Origin of the sequence: Pseudomonas sp. FeS53a (assembly GCF_000931385.1) — a bacterium.
Lineage (GTDB): Bacteria > Pseudomonadota > Gammaproteobacteria > Pseudomonadales > Pseudomonadaceae > Metapseudomonas > Metapseudomonas otitidis.
Genome location: NZ_JYFT01000063.1, coordinates 141847 through 159389, shown reverse-complemented (window position 1 = coordinate 159389; position 17543 = coordinate 141847). Strand labels below are relative to the sequence as shown.

The 17543-nt window shown below is 69.7% G+C and carries 20 protein-coding genes; 7 read left to right on the top strand and 13 right to left on the bottom strand.

Going from position 1 to position 17543, the window contains the following annotated elements:
* Window positions 1–96 precede the first annotated feature (96 nt).
* Complete coding sequence (locus SZ55_RS20410) at window positions 97–825, bottom strand: hypothetical protein (RefSeq protein WP_044410690.1); 729 nt, start codon at window positions 823–825, stop codon at window positions 97–99.
* Window positions 826–950: 125 nt separating this feature from the next.
* On the opposite strand from SZ55_RS20410, the gene amn reads away from it, so the two are divergent.
* Together amn and SZ55_RS20400 are read left to right on the top strand one after the other, a co-directional pair.
* Window positions 951–2423, top strand: a complete 1473-nt coding sequence (gene amn, locus SZ55_RS20405) for an AMP nucleosidase (RefSeq protein WP_044410687.1) — start codon at window positions 951–953, stop codon at window positions 2421–2423.
* Window positions 2424–2571: 148 nt separating this feature from the next.
* Window positions 2572–3381, top strand: a complete 810-nt coding sequence (locus SZ55_RS20400; protein ID WP_044410685.1) for a hypothetical protein — start codon at window positions 2572–2574, stop codon at window positions 3379–3381.
* 66 nt (window positions 3382–3447) lie between these two features.
* On the opposite strand, the gene SZ55_RS20395 is transcribed toward SZ55_RS20400, so the two are convergent.
* Window positions 3448–4530, bottom strand: a complete 1083-nt coding sequence (locus SZ55_RS20395) for an MBL fold metallo-hydrolase (protein WP_044410682.1) — start codon at window positions 4528–4530, stop codon at window positions 3448–3450.
* A gap of 145 nt (window positions 4531–4675) precedes the next feature.
* Here SZ55_RS20395 and SZ55_RS20390 point away from each other — a divergent pair, with 145 nt between their 5' ends.
* Complete coding sequence (locus SZ55_RS20390; protein ID WP_162484941.1) at window positions 4676–5245, top strand: pseudouridine synthase; 570 nt, start codon at window positions 4676–4678, stop codon at window positions 5243–5245.
* A gap of 32 nt (window positions 5246–5277) precedes the next feature.
* Here SZ55_RS20390 and SZ55_RS20385 read toward each other — a convergent pair whose 3' ends face one another.
* From SZ55_RS20385 to SZ55_RS20360, 6 genes are all read right to left on the bottom strand, one after another.
* A complete protein-coding gene (locus SZ55_RS20385; RefSeq protein WP_044410677.1) occupies window positions 5278–5670 on the bottom strand; it encodes a globin in 393 nt (130 codons plus the stop codon).
* 78 nt (window positions 5671–5748) lie between these two features.
* A complete protein-coding gene (locus SZ55_RS20380; RefSeq protein WP_021221994.1) occupies window positions 5749–5952 on the bottom strand; it encodes a DUF2788 domain-containing protein in 204 nt (67 codons plus the stop codon).
* A 191-nt stretch (window positions 5953–6143) separates the two neighbouring features.
* Entirely contained in the window at window positions 6144–6623 is a 480-nt protein-coding gene (locus tag SZ55_RS20375) for an Lrp/AsnC family transcriptional regulator (protein ID WP_044410664.1), read from the bottom strand.
* 365 nt (window positions 6624–6988) lie between these two features.
* Window positions 6989–7876: a cation diffusion facilitator family transporter gene (locus SZ55_RS20370; RefSeq protein ID WP_044410660.1), complete on the bottom strand. Its 888-nt coding sequence runs from the start codon at window positions 7874–7876 to the stop codon at window positions 6989–6991.
* Window positions 7873–8376, bottom strand: a complete 504-nt coding sequence (locus SZ55_RS20365) for a DinB family protein (RefSeq protein ID WP_044410658.1) — start codon at window positions 8374–8376, stop codon at window positions 7873–7875. The genes SZ55_RS20370 and SZ55_RS20365 overlap by 4 nt, the downstream gene beginning before the upstream one ends.
* A gap of 1 nt (window position 8377) precedes the next feature.
* The gene (locus tag SZ55_RS20360; protein WP_044410656.1) at window positions 8378–8797 is read right to left on the bottom strand and encodes a hypothetical protein; all 420 of its coding nucleotides are present in this window, start codon (window positions 8795–8797) and stop codon (window positions 8378–8380) included.
* A 129-nt stretch (window positions 8798–8926) separates the two neighbouring features.
* Between SZ55_RS20360 and hrpB the strand changes: the two genes are divergently transcribed.
* Complete coding sequence (gene hrpB / locus SZ55_RS20355) at window positions 8927–11443, top strand: ATP-dependent helicase HrpB (protein ID WP_044410654.1); 2517 nt, start codon at window positions 8927–8929, stop codon at window positions 11441–11443.
* Here hrpB and SZ55_RS20350 read toward each other — a convergent pair whose 3' ends face one another.
* Window positions 11444–12487: an endonuclease/exonuclease/phosphatase family protein gene (locus SZ55_RS20350; RefSeq protein ID WP_044410650.1), complete on the bottom strand. Its 1044-nt coding sequence runs from the start codon at window positions 12485–12487 to the stop codon at window positions 11444–11446.
* A 213-nt stretch (window positions 12488–12700) separates the two neighbouring features.
* Here SZ55_RS20350 and SZ55_RS20345 point away from each other — a divergent pair, with 213 nt between their 5' ends.
* Window positions 12701–13462, top strand: a complete 762-nt coding sequence (locus SZ55_RS20345; protein WP_373874427.1) for a substrate-binding periplasmic protein — start codon at window positions 12701–12703, stop codon at window positions 13460–13462.
* A 4-nt stretch (window positions 13463–13466) separates the two neighbouring features.
* Here the strand turns inward: SZ55_RS20345 and SZ55_RS20340 are convergent, their stop codons facing one another.
* The 3 genes from SZ55_RS20340 to SZ55_RS20330 all read right to left on the bottom strand — a co-directional run bounded on the left by SZ55_RS20340 (window position 13467) and on the right by SZ55_RS20330 (window position 15359).
* On the bottom strand, window positions 13467–13886 hold the full coding sequence (locus tag SZ55_RS20340; RefSeq protein ID WP_044410647.1) for a VOC family protein: 420 nt from the start codon (window positions 13884–13886) through the stop codon (window positions 13467–13469).
* A 127-nt stretch (window positions 13887–14013) separates the two neighbouring features.
* Entirely contained in the window at window positions 14014–14676 is a 663-nt protein-coding gene (locus SZ55_RS20335) for a membrane protein (protein WP_044410644.1), read from the bottom strand.
* 128 nt (window positions 14677–14804) lie between these two features.
* Window positions 14805–15359: a cysteine hydrolase family protein gene (locus SZ55_RS20330; protein ID WP_044410642.1), complete on the bottom strand. Its 555-nt coding sequence runs from the start codon at window positions 15357–15359 to the stop codon at window positions 14805–14807.
* A gap of 155 nt (window positions 15360–15514) precedes the next feature.
* On the opposite strand from SZ55_RS20330, the gene SZ55_RS20325 reads away from it, so the two are divergent.
* Window positions 15515–15988 carry an NYN domain-containing protein gene (locus SZ55_RS20325; RefSeq protein ID WP_044410639.1) on the top strand — a complete coding sequence of 158 codons (474 nt, stop codon included), beginning with the start codon at window positions 15515–15517 and terminating at the stop codon, window positions 15986–15988.
* Here SZ55_RS20325 and SZ55_RS20320 read toward each other — a convergent pair.
* Entirely contained in the window at window positions 15952–16470 is a 519-nt protein-coding gene (locus tag SZ55_RS20320; protein WP_044410636.1) for an Lrp/AsnC family transcriptional regulator, read from the bottom strand. The two genes, SZ55_RS20325 and SZ55_RS20320, sit on opposite strands and share 37 nt — an antisense overlap.
* Window positions 16471–16627: 157 nt before the next feature.
* Here SZ55_RS20320 and yedA point away from each other — a divergent pair, with 157 nt between their 5' ends.
* Window positions 16628–17524 (top strand): drug/metabolite exporter YedA, encoded by an 897-nt coding sequence (yedA, locus tag SZ55_RS20315; RefSeq protein WP_044410633.1) that lies wholly within the window; start codon window positions 16628–16630, stop codon window positions 17522–17524.
* Window positions 17525–17543: the final 19 nt, after the last annotated feature.

Sequence of the window (17543 nt, the reverse complement as noted above, 5' to 3'; positions counted from 1 at the left end):
GATAACGCGGGGCGCGCAGTCTATGCGGGGGCAGGAAAAGGGTCAATCGAGCGGCCCGCACGGCGAGTTTCCCTACCGCAGGGAACATCCCCAGCCCTACCGCCGCTGCCAGATCTTCCGGCCGCCCTGGTCCTCGGTCACCAGGTAGGGGGCGCTGAAGCGGTAGCGGGTGGCGGGCTGGTAGTCGGTGCTGCCGTCGGGGCGGACCAGGAGGACGCCGTCGGCGGTCTGCCATTGGCCGGCGTACTGGAGGGTGCCGTCGCTGTCGTAGCTCCAGTCGGAGCCGCCGCCGACGGAGCGGCTCCATTGCTCGACGCGGCCGTCGGGGGTGAGGTGCAGGGTGAGCACGGTGTTGAAGGAGGCGAAGCTGGCGCCACCGCTGTTGATGATGTCTTCGTGGACCCAGGTGCCGACCAGTGCCGGGTCCAGGGTGCCGGCGCTGGTGCGGGTGGCGCCCGTGGCAGTTGAGGGGCTGCGCTGGAACAGCGCCTGGCGCTCCAGCACCTGGCCGCTGACGGGGTCGCGGGCGGCGAGGCGGGCGTTGAGCTGGTCGTTGCCGTAGGTGGCGGCGAGGGTGGCGATCACCTGGTTGGTTTGCGGCAGGACGATCTCGGCGTTGAGCACCTGGCCGTCGTACTGGCCGCGCAGGTCCAGTTGCAGGGTGCCGTTCTCGGAATAGCGGCCAGTGACGACCTGGCCCTGCTGCTGCAGATCGAGCACCGTGTTGGCACCCGCCAGGTCGGCCTGGAAGCGGCCATCCAGCTCGCCGGCGAACAGTGGGGTGCTGGTGGCGACGGCGAACAGCAGGCTGGTCAGACGGTGCATGGCGGCGGGCCTCGCGGGGGCGGTCGGGCAAGCATAGACGCAGCGGCACGCGCTGCTCGGCTTGGCCGCCGAAGGGCGATGGGCGCAAGATAGCGCCCTGTACGCCCAGACAGGATGCACACCTCGTGACCCAGGATTCCGTCGAGTTTCTCGTTGTCCACACCGCCGAAGAGGCGGTCGACCGCCTGACCGCCCTGCACCAGCGGGCCACCACGGCCCTCAGCCAGGCCCTCAAGCTCTTTCTCAAGTCCCGCACCGAGCCGAGCGCCGAGCAGCGTGCGCTGTTCCGCTACCCCGAGCTGCGGGTCACCTACCGCTGCCAGGGCGAGGTGCCGTCCACGGTGCGCGCCTACGCGAAGATCCAGGTGCCGGGCACCTACAGCGTCACCGTCACCCACCCCGATGCCTTCCGCAAATACCTGCTGGAGCAGCTGCGCCCGCTGATGAGCGACTTCACCGTGCAGGTGGAGGTGGGCATGAGCCAGCGGAACATCCCCTATCCCTACGTGGTGGAAAGCGGTGACGAACTGGCCGGCACCGATGTGACCGCTGCGGCGCTGGCGCGGGTGTTCCCCAGCACGGACCTGTCCGCCGCCACCGATGGCGTGGCCGACGGGCTGTACGACTGGGAGAGCGCCGAGGAGCTGCCCCTGGCGCTGTTCGATGCGGCGCGGGTGGACTTCTCCCTGCGCCGGCTGGTGCATTACACCGGCAGCGACTGGCGCCATGTGCAGCCGTGGATCCTGCTGACCAACTACCACCGCTACGTCGACCAGTTCATCCAGCACGGGGTGACCCAGCTGCGCGAGGACCCGCGCTTCGTCAGCATGGTGTTGCCCGGCAACGTGCGGGTGGACCGGGACATGGACGAGGCGACCGTGCAGGCGGTGATCGACAGCGTGGTGTGGCACCGCTACCAGATGCCGGCCTACCACCTGATCGCCAACGACGGCCACGGGGTGACGCTGGTGAACATCGGCGTCGGCCCCTCCAACGCGAAGAACATCACCGACCACCTGGCGGTGCTGCGCCCGCACTGCTGGCTGATGATCGGCCACTGCGGCGGGCTGCGGCAGTCGCAGACCATCGGCGACTACGTGCTGGCCCACGCCTATATGCGCCGCGACGGCATCCTCGACCGGGTGCTGCCACCGCACATCCCGCTGCCGGCTCTGGCCGAGGTGCAGCAGGCCCTGCAGGACGCGGCGGCGCTGGTCACCGGCGAGCGTGGCGAGGACCTGAAGCGGCGCCTGCGCACCGGCACGGTGCTGACCTACGACGACCGCAACTGGGAGCTGCGCTGGGCCCAGGAGCGCCCGCTGATCAACCTGTCGCGGGCGGTGGCGGTGGACATGGAGAGCGGCACCATCGCCGCCCAGGGCTATCGCCTGCGGGTGCCCTACGGGACGTTGCTGTGCGTGTCCGACAAGCCGCTGCACAGCGAGATCAAGCTGCCCGGCTCGGCCAGCGCCTTCTACCAGCGTGCGGTCAGCCAGCACCTGCGCATCGGCATCGCCGCGCTGGACCTGCTGCGCAACCAGCTCACCTCGCTGCACTCGCGCAAGCTGCGCAGCTTCGACGAGCCACCGTTCCGCTGAGCCGCTCCTGATGACACAGGGCCGCGTGATGCGGCCCTTTTTCTGCCTGGACTGAAAAGTCGGACGCTCTTCAGTGAACGGCTCGCCAGTCGCGTGCTCGGGTTTCGATTTAAGCTGCGGCCCCCCAAGGACGAACAAGGTGACACCGATGGAACAGGCCCAACACCTACTCGCAGCATTCTGGGAGCCCTTCAGTTTCCTCAGCCTGTTCGCCTGGATCAGCGGTGCGCTGTTGCTGGGTACGGTCGCCGGCCTGGTGCTGGCCATCCTGCTGCATCGCGGTGGTTGGCTGGCCCGCAGCAAGCGCTGGCACCACTGGACGCTCAAACTGTACTTCCTGCTGCTGCCGCTGGTCGGGGGCGTGCTGGGCTTCCAGGGCGGGCTGCTGTACAGCGGGCAGCAACAGATCAACCGGCACCTGGACAGCTATGCACCGGCGGTGCAGCGGCTGGCCGATGACACCTGGCAGGACTTCCAGGCCTACGTGGCAGCCCAGGACGAGAACCAGCTGCAGGCCCTACGCGGGTCCAGCGTGCAAGCCGCGCTCAATCAGCTGGCGCTGGAGTACCTGCGCAGCGAGCAGCAGGAGGAAGCCGATGCCCGCGCCGAGGCGTCGCTGGCCGAGCGCCTGGCCCTGGATCTGCTCGACCGCCTGCGGGCGAGCCTGATCGGCAAGGCCGTGGGCCAGATGGCGGTGAGCGAGGCGGCGAGCTACAGCGGGCTCGACAAGCAGGTGCTGGCCGGGGTGCTCGATGCGCGTGTGGAGCAGCTGTTCCAGGCCGAGTTCCTGCTGGACCTGCTGAAGCGCCAGGTCGGCCATGTGTTCAAGCCGTTCTACATCGCGCTGCTGCTGCAGCTCGGCCTGCTCCTGGCCTTCATCGCGGGGGAGTGGGCGGTTTCACGCTGGCTCCGTCAGATTCCGTCCGCCGCCCGGGCGGAGCCGGCTGCCTTTGCCTGAGGCTGGGCGTGTCGCAAGCAAAAGGGCCGCATGATGCGGCCCTTTTTCATGGTGCAGGGGTGTGGCTCAGAGGCCGCTGGCCTGGACCAGGTCAGCCGCGCCGAGGCGGTCCAGGGTGGGCACCTGCCACTGGTAGCCGGGGCTGGGGACGCGGAAGCGATCCGGGTCCACCTGCCAGTAGTCGAGGGCCTTGGCCAGCTCGCGGGGTGGGTCGAACTGCCCTTCGTCGGTGAGCTGGAAGGTGCCGAAGTGGATGGCCAGGCTGTGCTGGGAATCCAGCTGCTTGTGGGCCTGCACAGCGTCGTCCGGGTTCATGTGGTTGTCGCGCATGAACCAGCGCGGGGCGTAGGCACCGATGGGCAGTGCGGCGAAGCGCAGCGGCCCGAAGCGTTGGTGGATGAGGCGGAATTCCGGCCCCAGCCCGGTGTCGCCGGGGAACAGCAGCGGGCCGTCCGGGGACTCCAGCACGAAGCCCAGCCACAGGGTGCGGTTGGTGTCGCTGCGGGTGCGCGCCGACCAGTGCTGCACCGGCACGCCGTTGAGGGTCAGCCCGTCGCCCAGGGGCAGGGCCTGCCACCAGTCGATCTCGTCGACGCGGGCGAAGCCGGTCTCGCGGATCAGCGGGCCGTTGCCCAGGCCCGTGACCACGCGGGCCAGGGGGAAGCGCTCGGCGAGGCTGCGCAGGGTATCCAGGTCGAGGTGGTCGTAGTGGTTGTGGCTGACCAGGATCAGGTCGATGGGCGGCAGCTGGTCCATGGACAGGCCGGGCGCCTGGTGCCGGCGCGGGCCGATGAAGCTGAGGGGGCTGACCCGCTCGGACCACACCGGGTCGGTGAGGATGTTCAACCCGCGGTGCTGGATCAGCAGCGTGGCGTGGTTGATGTAGGTGACGCGCAGTTCGTCGCCCTCTACGCGGGTGGGCACTTCGGGGGTGAAGGCCGGGGTGGGCTGCTCGACCCAGTCGGGGCTCTTCTCGCGGTTGAGCTGCCAGCGCATGAAGGACCAGAAGTCCTTGTGCGGCTTGGGCTCGATGTTCTGGAAACGCTGGCCGTCGAAATGATCGCTGACGGGGCCCTGGTAGGGCGTGCCGGCACAACCGGCGAGGGTCATGAGGCTGATCAGCCAGGTGGGGCGCAACGCGCGGGGCATGGTGTCCTTACTCTTGCGGCGGGGAGGGGCACAACCTAGCATGCGCCTCCGCTCCCCTGTCCATATCCGCTGGTAACCAGGCATGTCGCGCCCGCCCCGTCCTTCCCGCCCTGCTTCCCGTCGCCCTCAGGCCGCTCCGCGCCGGGTGGCCAAGGCGCCGCCGGTGGAGCCGCGCCTGGTGCTGCTGAACAAGCCGTTCGACGTGCTCACCCAGTTCAGCGACGACCAGGGCCGGGCGACCCTGAAGGACTTCATCGACCAGCCCGGCATCTACCCTGCCGGGCGCCTGGACCGTGACAGCGAGGGGCTGCTGTTGCTGACCAACGACGGCCGCCTGCAGGCGCGCATCGCCGACCCGAAGCACAAGCTGGCCAAGACCTACTGGGTGCAGGTGGAGGGCACGCCCGACGCGGCGCAGCTGGAACGCCTGCGCAACGGGGTGGAGCTGAACGATGGGCCGACGCTGCCGGCCGAGGCCCGGCTGATCGAGGAGCCCGCGCTGTGGCCGCGCAACCCGCCGGTGCGCTTTCGCAAGAGCGTGCCGACAGCCTGGCTGGAGCTGGTGATCCGCGAGGGGCGCAACCGCCAGGTGCGGCGGATGACGGCGGCGGTGGGCCTGCCGACCCTGCGCCTGGTGCGGGTGCGCATCGGCCCCTTCGGCCTCGATGGCCTGGAGCCGGGGCAGTGGCGCGAGGTGTCGGCACGGCTGGACTGACACCCGCCGCAGCGCGGCGGGCCGTCCGTGGATCAGTAGTGGGACTTGATGACGTTGATGCCCTTGGTGAGCACTTCGCGCCAGGCGGCGCGCACGCCGTCATCGGCCTGCTTGTCGTGCTCGCTGATGGTGCTCAGCAGGGCGTCGACCCAGAGGTCGTAGTACTCGGGGCGGATGTCGAAGCCTTCCCGCGAGTGGCTGGCGCCCAGGGCGCGCAGCTTGGTGTCCGGCATGCCGCGGGCATACATCACCAGGTTGAGGATGCCGTGGCGCAGCAGGTGCTTCTGCGCGGCCATGTCGGTGTTGGCGAACTTCGCGCGGATCATCGGTGAGCTGGCGAGGAACAGCTTGTAGAAGGTGTCGAAAAAACCGGAACTGGCACAGCAGCGTCCATAGCTCTGCATGACGCGATCGGTAGCGTTCATGTGTTCTCCTGGGCAACGGTGAGCGAAACCGCCCGAGCCCCCGCCATCAGGCGGTCCGGACGGATCGGGTGAGGTTGGCTACATGCCTTCGAGGCCGCCGATCACCAGCGACTTGATCACGAAGCCGAGCACGCCGAGGCCGAGGGCGAGGAACAGGATGAAGGTGCCGAAGCGGCCGGCCTTGGACTTCTTGGCCAGGTCCCAGACGATGAACGCCATGAACAGCACCAGGCCGGCGATCATCGCCGTCATCATCCATTCTTCAAATTTTTCGGGGCTCATTGGTCAACCTCGTACAGCGAAACGATTCAGGCCCGGCCGCGAACGACCAGGCTCGGATGCCGTGGAGGGCGAGGGATGCGGTTAGTAGTTATGCGAGCCGGCAGGCTCTTATGGGCGAAACCACGCGGGGCACAGCAAAGGCGGGGCGCATTATACGCGATGCCCGCCCCTGCGCGCTGCCACTCATTGGTTCAATTGCGCAGATGCCCCAGGGGCAGCTCGGTGCTGCTCAGCACCTGGTTGAGCACGAAGCTGGAGCGCACGCTGGTGACGCCTTCGATGCGGGTGAGCTGGCCCAGCAGGAACTGCTGGTAATGGTCCATGTCCGGCACCACCACCTTGAGCTGGTAGTCCGCCTCCATGCCGGTCACCAGGCAGCACTCCAGCACCTCGGGGCACTGGCGGATCACCGACTGGAAGTGCTCGAAGCGCTCCGGGGTGTGGCGGTCCATGCCGATCAGCACGTAGGCGGTCAGGCTCAGGCCGAGCTTCTTGCGGTCCAGCAGGGCGACCTGACGGATGATGTAGCCGTCGTCCTCCAGCTGCTTCACCCGGCGCGAGCAGGGCGAGGGTGACAGGCCGATGCGCTCGGCCAGCTCCTGGTTGGAGATGCGGGCGTCGCGCTGCAATTCGGCGAGGATCTTCAGGTCGTAGCGATCGAGTTTTTCCATTTCAGGCGCCGTTTTATTTTTGATTGCTGATTATCTGCTGATTTTGGTGAATCATTGCGCAGATGATAGTTCAGTCAGCAATCTTCGCAATCCTCTGTCGCGCTGCCCGACGTAAGATTCTCTCCAGTTTCACGGCCCGGACACATGTCCAACCGACCCGCCCAATCAGGCGCGTCGGCGCCGCCGAACCCACCGGTTCGAGCAGGCCCCCGGGTCCGCACTGCCCAACCAGGCAGGCGACGAAAGCAGCGACACAATCGCCAGCACAGGACGAATTACCCCGAGAGGAGGCCCATGGAACGGGCCTCCTTTTTTTATGCCTGCAGTTTGGGGATGGAGATGGGCCGCTGGTGCAGCGAGGCCGTCTAGTGGCCCTGGACCACCTCGATGGGGTCGGCATGGACCAGCACGTCGGCGCGCGGGTAGGCGTCGCGGATGGCGTCCTCCACCTGCACGCACAGCGCGTGGGCTTCGGACAGCGGCATCTCGCCGGGCAGCTCAAGGTGCAGCTGCACGTACCAGTGGTGGCCGGAGACGCGGGTGCGCAGGTCATGGGCGCCGAGCACGCCGGGCACGCCACAGGCCAGCTGGTGCATGTGCTCGCCCACGTCGGGGTCGATCTCCTGGTCCATCAGCACGCCGATGGATTCCCGGGCGATGCCGATGGCGCTCCACAGGATGTAGGCGGCGATGCCCAGGCCGAACAACCCGTCCACCTGGTCCCAGCCCAGGCTGGTGAGCACCAGCGCCAGCAGGATGCTGCTGTTGAGCAGCAGGTCCGAGCGGTAGTGCAGGGAGTCGGCGCGCACGGCGGTGGAGTGGGTGATGCGGATGACGTGCCGCTGGAAGGCCAGCAGCGCAATGGTCAGCACCAGCGACAGCAGCATCACCGCGATGCCCAGCGCCTGGGCGCCGAGGGGCTGCGGGTCGCGGATCTGCTCCACCGCCTGCACACCCACCAGCACGGCGCTGGCAGCGATGAACAGCGCCTGGGCCAGGCCCGCCAGGGATTCCGCCTTGCCGTGGCCGAAATGGTGGTCCTCGTCTGCCGGCTTCAGGGCGAAACGCACCGCCAAAAGGTTGAGGAAGGAGGCGGCGCTGTCCAGCAGCGAGTCGGTCAGGCCGGCCAGCAGGCTGACCGAGCCGCTCAGCCACCAGGCCACGGCCTTGGCCAGCACCAGGGTGAGGGCGACCGAGAGGGAGGCGACGGTGACCTGGCGCAGCAGGCGGGCGTGGTGTTCCGGAGTGGTCATGGCTGCTTCGGCGTGTAGTAGAGGAGGTCCAGGACCGGGGTTTCCAGGCCGAGGGCGCTCATGGCGGCGGTGACCTGGCCCCGGTGGTGGGTCCCGTGGTTGACCAGGTGGGCGAGGATCTCGGTGTGGCTGCGCTGGAAGCGCTCGCCGGCCTGGTTGCGGTACTCCAGGGGCGCCAGCAGGCCGGTGTCGTCCTGCCCGGCCAGCCAGGCGCGCCACAGGCCCACGCCTTCGGCCAGCACGGCGGCCAGCCCGGCACGGTCGGGCGCGGCCTCGGCATCCAGGCGCTCGAAGGGGCGTGGCAGGTGCAGCACCCGGGCGAACCAGATGCGGTCGGCCACGGCGATGTGGTTCAGGGTGGTGTGGATGGAGCCGAAGAACAGCCCGCAATCCGCGCGGTAGCGGGCCTCGTCGAGGCCCTCCAGGCTCGCCAGCAGACGCCGGTTGGCCCACCCGTGGTAGGCCAGGAGCCGGTCGTGGTGGCTGGCGAGGGCGCGCATGTCAGGCGGCCGGGGCCAGGCCGTAGGCGGCCAGTTGTTCCAGGCTGCCGGCGTGGCGGATCAGGCGCGGGTCGTCCAGCGGCAGGTTGCGGCCGGTGTCCTGCTCGATGATCGCCTTCAGGCGGGCGTTGTCGACCTGGCCGTCGCTGCCGATGGCCTCGCGCAGGCGCTCGGGGGCGACGTGGGCGGTCTCGTTGCCCGGCAGGTAGATGGCGCCGGTGGCGAAGTCCACGCCGAAGGCGATCAGGCCGGGGATCACGTAGAACAGCACGCCGATGGCGTTCAGCGCGGCCACCACCGGGTCGATCTTGCCTTCGATCTGGCCACGGCGATCCGGGAAGAACAGCGTGCCGCAGGCGGTCAACTGGGTCAGCAGCGCGGCGGCGACGGCGCCGCCGATCAGGCGGGTTTTCAGGCGCATATACGGCTCCATGCAGAAAAATGGCGTCACTATACCAAGGCGTTCGGGGCAAAACCTGAAGCACACCTGAGACCACACGAAAGGGCTGGCGGTTCGCCGCTATAATCGCCGCCCTGCGTTGGAGCCCCCATGAATCCACTCCCCATCGATGCCGTACTGCCCGCCCTGCGCGAGGCATTGGCCTGTCGCCACGAGGCGGTGCTCGAAGCCCCGCCCGGCGCGGGCAAGACCACCCGCGTCCCCCTTGCCCTGCTGGACGAGCCCTGGCTCGCCGGGCAGACCATCCTCATGCTGGAGCCGCGCCGGCTGGCCGCCCGCGCCGCCGCCGAGCGCCTGGCCGCCGAGCTGGGCGAGGGCGTCGGCGAACGGGTGGGCTACCGCATCCGCCTGGAGTCGAAGGTCGGCCCGCGCACCCGCATCGAGGTGGTGACCGAAGGCATCCTCGCCCGGCGCCTGCAGGACGACCCGGCGCTGGAGGGCGTCGGCCTGGTGATCTTCGACGAATTCCATGAGCGCAGCCTGGATGCCGACCTGGCTCTGGCGCTGACCCTCAACGGCCGCGCGCTGCTGCGCGATGAACCGCTGAAGGTGCTGCTGATGTCCGCCACCCTGGAGGGTGAGCGCCTGTCGCGGCTGCTCGACGACGCCCCGGTGGTGCGCAGCGAAGGCCGCATGCACCCGGTGGAGGTGCGCTGGGGGCGCGCCAGCCAGCCGGGCGAGCACCTGGAGCCCCGGGTGGTGCAGACCGTGTTGCAGGCCCTGGCCGACGAGCCCGGCAGCCTGCTGGTGTTCCTCCCCGGGCAGGGCGAGATCCGCCGGGTGGCCGAGCAGCTCGGCGAGGCCCTGGCCGGGCGTGACGACATCCTCCTCTGCCCGCTGCACGGCGAGCTGGACCTGGCCGCCCAGCGCGCCGCCATCGAGCCGGCGCCGGCCGGCACGCGCAAGGTGGTGCTGGCCACCAACATCGCCGAGACCAGCCTGACCATCGACGGCGTGCGCGTGGTGGTGGACGCCGGCCTGGAACGGGTACCGCGTTTCGACCCGGCCAGCGGCATGACCCGTCTCGACACCCAGCGCATCGCCCGCGCCTCCGCCATTCAGCGCGCCGGTCGTGCCGGCCGCCTGGAACCCGGCGTGTGCTACCGGCTGTGGTCGGAGACCCAGCACGACCAGCTGCCGGCCTACGGCACGGCGGAAATCCTCCAGGCCGACCTCACCGGCCTGGCCCTGCAACTGGCGCGCTGGGGCGTGGAGCCCGGCGAGCTGGCCTGGCTCGACCTGCCGCCGGCGGCGGCCTACGCCCAGGGCCGTGACCTGTTGCAGCGGCTGGGTGCCCTGGACGGGCAGGGCAGCCTGACCCGCCACGGCCAGGCCATGGCCGAGCTGCCGGCCCACCCGCGCATCGCCCACCTGCTGCTGCGCGGCCAGGCCCTCGGCCTGGGTGCGCTGGCGTGCGACGTGGCGGCGTTGCTGGGGGAGCGCGACATCCTCCGTGGCGGCGGCGCCGACCTGCACAGCCGCCTGGCCCTGCTGGCCGGCGAAAGCCCGGCCGCACGTGGCGCCCGGGGCGGCGTGCAACGTGCCCGGCAGTTGGCCCGGCAGTTCCGCAGCTACCTGCGCGGGCAGCCCGGCGAGGCCGTGGCTGATCCCGATCATCCGCGCTGGCTGGGCTGCCTGCTGGCCTTCGCCTACCCCGACCGCGTGGCCCAGCAGCGGCGCGCGGGCGGCGGTGAATACCGCCTGGCCAATGGCCGCGCGGCGCTGTTCACCGAACCCGATGCGCTGATGAAGTGCCCCTGGCTGGTGATCGCCGACCTCGGCAGCCGCCAGGGTCAGCGCGAGGAGCGCATCTACCTGGCCGCCGATCTGGACCCGGCGCTGTTCGAGGGGCCGCTGGCCGAACAGGTCGGCACCCTGGACGTGCTGGACTGGGACGAACGCGAGGGCGTGATGCGCGCCGAACGCCAGCGCCGGGTCGGCGAACTGGTGCTGGCCCGCGAGCCCCTGGCCGGGCTGGACGAAGCGGCCCGCACCCGCGCCCTGGTGGCCCTGGTGCGGCGCAAGGGCCTGGAACTGCTGCCCTGGACTCCGGAGCTGCGCCAATGGCAGGCGCGCATCGCCCTGTTGCGCCGGTTGGACCTGGCCGAGCGCGGCAGCAGCGACTGGCCGGATGTCAGCGATGCCGCCTTGCTGGCGAGCCTGGACGACTGGCTCGGCCCCTGGCTGGGCAAGGTCAACCGCCTGGCCCACTTCGCCAACCTGGACCTGGCCGGCATCCTCACCGGCCTGCTGCCCTGGCCCTTGCCCCAGCGCCTGGACGAACTGGCCCCGCGCACCCTGGCGGTGCCCTCGGGCTCGTCGATCCGCCTGGACTACAACGATGAGCCGCCGGTGCTCGCCGTGCGCCTACAGGAGCTGTTCGGCCTGGCCGACACCCCGCGCATCGCCGGCGGCCGCCAGGTGGTGAAGCTGCACCTGCTGTCCCCGGCGCACCGTCCGGTGCAGGTCACCCAGGACCTGGCGAGCTTCTGGCGCACCACCTATGCGGATGTGAAGAAGGACCTCAAGGGGCGCTACCCCAAGCACTACTGGCCGGACGACCCGCTGGTGGCCGAGCCGACCGCCCGCGCCAAGCCCCGGCGCTGATCAGGGCGCGGCGGGTGGCAGCAGCACCCGCAGCACCAGCGGCAGGTGATCGGCGATGCGCCGGGTGTCCGCGTTGCGCACCCGCGCATCCAGCAATGCCAGGCGCGGGCTGTGCAGCAGGTAGTCGAGGGTTTCGCCGCTGCCGCCGTCCGGCTGCGGGAAGCGGGTGGACCACTGCCCGTCGCTGTCGGCCTGGCTGGCCTGGCGCGACGGCACCAGCGGGTAGCGGTTCCACAGCGGCTCCAGTGCATCGCGTTCGCCCTGTCGACGTACCGCCAGCGGTGGCGCCTGGTTCAGGTCGCCGCCCAGTACCCAGGGTTGCTGCCGGTTCTCCAGCTCATCCAGCACGCTACGAACCATGGCCACCTGCCGCTCCGGCAGCGTGGCGTCGCCCTGGCCGTCGTCCAGGTGGGTGGTGAGCAATGCCAGGCGGCCGCCGCCCTGCACCGCCACATGGCCCAGCAGCAGCGCTGCCTTGGGCCCGAACAGGCCGCCGGCCTCGGGCAGTTGCAGCCGCTCGGCGGCGTCCAGGCGAACCCGGCTGAGCATGACCAGCTGGGTGCCGACGCTGCCCAGCACGGCGGGGTCGGGCACGAAGGCGGCCTTCCAGTAGAAGGTCCGCGTGCTGCAGGGGTAGAGGTCGGCGAGGCGCTCGGCGAGCAGGGCGGCCTGGTCCTGGAAGGCGCTGGCGCGGGCGCCGTCCTGCAGCTCCTGCAGCAGCACCACGTCGGCCTGCTCGTCGCGGATCACTCGCACCGCCTCGTCCAGGCTGTAGGCCAGGTCGGCGGGGGTCAGGTGGTGGGTGGCGTCGTCGCGGTCGGTGAGGTCGTGGGCGAAGCTGAGGCGGGTGCCGGCCAGGGCCTGGAGGTTCCAGGTCATCACCTTCACGGCCTGGCCCTGTCGCAGCGGCGGGGTGTCGGCGCTGCAGGCCACCGGCAACGCCTCGCGCGGGGCGGGGTGCCAGGTCAGTACATAGGCCAGCGCCGCCAGGCCGACGCCGACGACCAGCAGGCAGAGCAGGAGACGGCGCAGGAGGGTGGGCATCGGTCCGGGCTGGCTGGGCATGAGCGGGGCAGCATACCCGAGGCCCGTCCGGTGGCCCAGCGAAGCGAAGGCCAGCGGCTATGCTTCAGGGTGCCCAGGCCGCTGTGCAGCGGCCGATCGGGCCGGCCGGAGGTTATCCTCCAGCATTCGAGGCCGAGCCGAACGGCAAGGGAATTGCAGGCTTTGCCGCTGCGTTCGTTCCCGGGAGCCGGCATGCGCAAGTTCGTTTCACCCTTCCTCGCCATGAGCCTGGCCCTGTTGCTGGCCGGCCCGCTGCTGGCCGACGAGCCGCCGCCGTTGCGGGTGATGACCGATTACTGGCCGCCTTTTCGCATCGAGGGCGAGAACGGGCGCATCACCGGCCTGGACATGGACCTGCTGGCAGAACTCGAGCGGCGCACCGGGCTGCGCTTCGAGGTGCAGCGCGCGCCCTGGGCCCGGGGCCTGGCGGCGCTGCAGGGCGGCACCGCCGACCTGATGACCGGGCTGGCGCGCACCCCGGAACGCGAGCGCTACATCGACTACCTGGCCCAGCCCTACTACGCCTGCGCGCCGCGCCTCTACGCCTCGCCGGAGGTGGCGCCGCGCATCCGCCACTACGCGGACCTCAAGGGCCCCACCATTGGTTTCGTGCTGGAGTCCGCCTACTTCGAGCCCTTCGACTCGGACCGGAACCTGGCCAAGTTCGGCGTGAACAACGAGGCGCAGCTGCTGCAGATGCTCGCCCTCGGGCGCTTGCAGGTGGTGATCGGCACCGATTGCCAGGTGGACTACGAACTGCGTGACCCGCACCTGGCCGGGCGCATCCTGCGCACCGCCTACCAGCCCGAGGCACGCACCGACCTCTACATCGGCTTTTCCCGCCAGCGGCCATTGACGGCGGAGCGCCAGCGCATTGCCAAGGCATTGGAGCAGATGCAGGCGGAGGGCTGGATACAGCGGGCGGCGGCGCGCTACCAGCCGCCGCGGGAGTGAAGGCTCAGTCCACCACCAGTTCGAAGTCCTGGCTGAGGTCCCAGAACGTCGCTTCCACCTTGTGCCCGTCCAGGTCGCGGACGAAGCAGCCGTAGTAGGGCGCGCCGTATTCCTCGCGCGGACCGGGTGCACCGTCGGGGCGGGCACCGGCGGCGACGGCGGCCTGGTAGAAGGCGTCCACCGACTCACGGTCCGGGGCGAAGAAGCCGATGTGGGTGCCGTTGCCGACGCTGGCCGGGGCGCCGTTGTAGGGGCGTTGTATCCAGAACTCCGGGTACTCGCGGCCGTAGGCCACCGCCCCGGGGTGCTCGACGACGCGGCGGCAGCCGAGGGTGGCCAGCACCCGGTCGTAGAAGGCGACGGCGCGGTCGAAATCGTTGCTGCCCAGGGATACGTGGGAAAGGATGCTCGGGTTGCTTTCCATGGCGGGTTCTCCTTCAGGGGGACCCACCGAGCCTAGCAGGCAGTTGAAGAACCAACGGCGTCGAAACGCTCTCTTCAGCCGTTCCCGCTTTGCACCGGCGCGCTTTTCAACGGCCTGCGAACGGGGTTCAGCGTTCCGCTGCCGGCTCTGCCAGGAGGCTGAACAGCCGGTACATCAGCACGCTGGCGAACAGCTGCAGGCCCGCGTCGAGGCAGTCGGCCAGCAGGCTGCCGAGGGGATCAGGGTGTTCGCCGAGCTGTGCGCCGACCCACCACTCGAAGCCCCACATCGGCCCCACTGCCAGCAACAGGCAGCAGAAGACGGTGACGAAGTGGCCGCCGGTCATGCGGTAGCTCTCCTTCATGGCCTCCATGGGGGCGAGGCCGTTGATCACCAGCAGCAGCTCGGCAAAGGCCAGGCGGCTCATGATCCACAGCCCCGGCAGGATCATCAGCGACAACCCGAGCATCACCAGCAACGTGGTGAAGGCCGCCAGCACCGCGTAGCCCGGCCAGCGCCACAGGGCCATGGCCCAGAGCTGCTGGCGGCGCAGGCGCAGGCCGCTGCTGCGGCTGTCGACGAAGAGGATCAGCGCACCGGTGTACATCGGGTAGAAGAACAGCCGGATCAGCAGCTGCGCCGCCGCCGGTGTCGGGCCTTCGAACCACAGCGCGGCCAGTTGCTGGACCAGCGCCTCAAGCAGGATGAACGGCAGGCAGAGCAAGGCGATCTGGCTGGCATGCCGGCTGAAGAAGTAGCAGGAGTCGCGCAGCAGGAGGAGGGGATTCATCGACGGGCGCCAATAATTCAGGGCTGTAAACGAACTCTAGACGATGCCCGGCAACGTCTCAAAAACGCACTGGCACGCTCCTTTGGCGCGTTGGCCTCCGGCAACTTATGTCGGCAGGTGGGCGACGATCATGTGCCCAGCTCTGCCAGCAGGGCGGCGCAGTCCAGCACCCGGCCGTACTCCCCGGCGAGGTTGGCCATGGCCATGTCGTGTACCTCCTCGGCGGTGCGCGGCCGGCCGGACCAGTCGGGCTTGGCGAAGGTGTAGCAGGCGTCGCTGACCACCGTGGTGGCGAAGCCCAGGCAACTGGCGCTGCGGGCCGTGGCTTCCACCGAGTTCTCGCTGGCGACGCCGACCACCACCACCGCGCGCAGCCCGCGCACGTGCAGCCAGCGCTCCAGCTGGCTGTGGGTAAACGCATCGGTGACGTTCTTTTCCAGCACGGCTTCGTCCGCGCGGGGCTCGAAGGCGTCCTGGAAGCGCGCGCCGTCCTGGCCGGGAGCGAACACCGAGGCCGGGTCGCGGGAGATGTGGCGGATGTGCACCAGCGGCCAGCCGCGTTGGCGCCACAGGGCCAGGAGTTCGGCCATGCGGGCTTCGGCTTCAGGGTGGTTGCGGGGCGTGGCGACCCGCCGGATACCGCGTTGCTGGTCGATGATGAGCAGGGCTGCCGGGGTGTGCATGGGTGTGCCGTCCGTTGCGTGGCGAGAGGGGCGATTCTGCCCGCGCCTTTGGGCGCCGTCAGCCCCCGGTGCGCAGGCTGGTGGCAACTCGGCAGGCGCGAGGGCGTCGGGGGCTGGCATACTGCCGCCCTTGCCGCTGTTCACCGAGGTTCCCCGTGAAGAAGATCGCCCTGTTCGCCGATGTGCAGAACCTCTACTACACGGTGCGCCACGTCTACGGCTGCCACTTCAACTACGGCGCCCTGTGGCGCAGCCTGTCGGAGCAGGGCTGCCTGGTGGAGGCCACCGCCTACGCCATCGACCGTGGCGACCCGCGCCAGCGGCAGTTCCAGCAGATCCTCCGCAACCTGGGCTTCCAGGTCCGCCTCAAGCCCTTCATCCAGCGTGCCGACGGCTCTGCCAAGGGCGACTGGGACGTGGGCATCACCATCGACGTGCTGGACGCCTGCGACAGGGCGGATTGCATCGTGCTCGCCTCCGGCGATGGCGACTTCGACCTGTTGCTGGAGCGCGTCCGCAGCCGTGGCCTGGAGGCCGTCGCCTATGGCGTGCCCGGTCTCACCGCGCAATCACTGGTGCGCGCCGCCAGCCACTACGTGCCGATCGACGGCGACTTGCTGCTGCGCTGAGCCTCCGCCGCCTTGCGCCGGGTCGGTTCGGCGCGCGGGGCCTGCACCTGCAGGGGCGCGGGGATGCGCTGCTCGAACGGGGTGGAGAGGATCAGCGAGGTCTTGCTGGCGCCGTACTGGCTGAGGTGGTCGAGCAGGTCCTGCAGCTCCGGCATCGAGGCCACGGCAGCCTTCATCAGCACGCAGGCATCCCCGGTGATGCGGTGGCACAGGGCGATCTGCGGGATGCGCGCCAGGGCTTCGAGGGTGCGCTTGGATTCGTGGTCGGTCAGGCGCAGTTCGATGACGCACTCGATGGGCAGGCCGACCTTTGCCAGGTCCACCGAGGCGTGATAGCCGGTGATCACCCCGGCGCTTTCCAGCTTGGCCACCCGGTCCGCGACGGCGGGGGCGGAGAGGTTCACCCGCCGGCCCAGCTCGGCGAAGGTGGCGCGGCCGTTCTCCATCAGGGCGGCGAGCAGCAGGCGGTCGTACTTGTCCATGGGGGCTCCGGGTGCTTCTGTGGAAAACAAGGCCGATAGACGCAATTGCCTTTTTTTCAAAGGTTCATGAGCTGAACAAGAAGGTTTGTCTTCTTATTGGGGCGCTAGAGCCTTGCATAGAATAGGTGACCCTGTCATCGGAACGACGAGTCCTGCCATGTCTTCGCGCGCATCGCCGCTGTTGCTGATCGCCTCCTTCTTCGCCCTCTACGTCATCTGGGGCTCCACCTACCTGGCCATCCGCATCGGCGTGGAGTCCTGGCCGCCGCTGCTGATGGCCGGCGTACGCTTCGTCATCGCCGGCGGGCTGCTGTTCGCCTGGCTGCGCTGGCGCGGTGCGCCGATGCCGAGCCGGCGCGAGTGGAAGGCCGGCGCGGTGATCGGTGTGCTGCTGCTGAGCTGCGGCAACGGTGGCGTGACCCTGGCCGAGCACCTTGGCGTGGCCTCCGGCGTGGCGGCGCTGGCGGTGGCGACGGTGCCGCTGTTCGCCCTGGTGTTCGGGCTGATCTGGGGCCAGCGCACCAGTGGCCTGGAATGGGCCGGCATCGCCCTGGGCCTGGTGGGCATTGCCCTGCTCAACCTGGGCTCCAACCTGCAGGCGAGCCCCCTGGGGGCGGCGCTGATCCTCTTTGCGGCGGCCAGCTGGTCCTTCGGTTCGATGTGGAGCAAGCAACTGCCGCTGCCCGCCGGCCCCATGGCCAGCGCGGTGGAGATGCTCGCCGGTGGCGTCGCCCTGTTGCTGGGCAGCGCGCTGAGCGGCGAGCGCATGACCAGCCTGCCCACGCCGGCCGGCTGGGGGGCACTGGCCTACCTGGTGGTGTTCGGCTCGATCATCGCCTTCAGCGCCTACCTCTACCTGCTCAAGCACGTGCGCCCGGCAGCGGCCACCAGCTACGCCTACGTCAACCCGGTGGTGGCGGTGCTGCTGGGGGTGAGCTTCGCCGGCGAGCACATCGGCGCCGAGGAGGGGCTGGCGATGCTGGTGATCATCAGCGCGGTGGTGCTCATCGGCCTGCCCCAGTGGCGTCCGTCCCGCGCCAGCGCCCGGGCCTGAGTGCTGCGGCACGCCGGGC